At 60.2% G+C, this 1,154-nt stretch carries 1 protein-coding gene; it reads left to right on the top strand.

Going from position 1 to position 1,154, the window contains the following annotated elements; genetic code table 11:
• Positions 1-34 precede the first annotated feature (34 nt).
• The gene (locus tag ACWTU8_RS31625; RefSeq protein WP_455851226.1) at positions 35-736 is read left to right on the top strand and encodes a DsbA family protein; all 702 of its coding nucleotides are present in this window, start codon (positions 35-37) and stop codon (positions 734-736) included.
• Positions 737-1,154 lie beyond the last annotated feature (418 nt).

Below are 1,154 nucleotides of genomic sequence, written 5' to 3'. Positions count from 1 at the left end.
GCCCTGCCGTTCACTGTTGATTGGAGCCTGACCCATGCCTGAACCAAGAGCCGGCCATATCGCTCTTTTAATCCTGGCCCTGCTTCTTGCCGGGCTTGCAGCGCCTGTTATAGACCACCTGCGCCAGCGCGAAAACCATCGCCTGCTCAAGGCGGATTGGCGGAAGCTCATTCCGGAGCGGCGCGACGCACTCTTCAACGATCCCTCTGCGCCAACTGCTGGCAACCCGAATGGCGACGTCCCTCTGGTGATGTTTTTGGACTACAACTGTCGGCACTGCCGGGCGGAAGACCCTATCATCCAGCAAGCCCTCAAGAACGATCCCAAGCTGAAGGTTGTCTACAAAGAGTATCCGGGCAAGGCACCGGGTTCCAAATTCGCCGCAGTGGCGGCGCTCGCCTCCCGCAAACAGGGAAAATATGAGCCGTTTCATCACGCCCTTATGGCTGCTCGCGGCCAGGTCAGCGAATTCTCCATTTTGACTATCGCACGACAGGTGGGCCTGGACGTTGAGAAGCTCAAGCGGGACATGGAAGATCCCGCCATCGAAGACACCCTCGAGCGCAATCGCGAGCTCGCCACGCAGTTGTACATCACCGGCACGCCGGCCTTGGTTCTCGGCGACGAAGTGATCGGAGGGGTGCCCGAGATTCCCACGCTGGAACGCTTAATCGCCAAAGCGCGGGAAAAGCTAAGCGTCGATACCGTGCCGGATCACCACTTCGCCATTTTTTGACAGTGGTGACGGCCGGTGCAATCCCGTTCTGTGGACGTGGAGTGCTCTCGCGCCGGGCCAGATCGCTAATATGGCCCGGCAACGCGGTAGTGGGCGCACCACGCCGTTCCATCGGCAGCGTGCAGACCCGCATTCAGCGGCGCTTTCCTCAACCTCGTCGAACGGGATCGCACAGCTCGGCACCCGTTCAGCGGCGTTGATGTTCCGATCCTTCCGTCCGTTTTTTCACCGAAAGCCTCGTCAAAGAGAAAGGCATGAAGCGCGCCGGACGCGTGCTTCAGATCGCGGCCGGCGTGAAGATGATCGTCATGGGTTTTCGCCTACTGGGGGATCCTACAAGTCCTCATTGTCAGCAGATTCAGTCGACGTGGACGCCGTCGGCGCCAAGCTCGCCACGCGGTCGACAGCATGGCCCTTG

The organism is Mesorhizobium sp. BHbdii, from assembly GCF_053848045.1.
The sequence above is the reverse complement of the archived record's forward strand: the minus strand, read 5'-3'. Positions and strand labels throughout refer to the sequence as shown.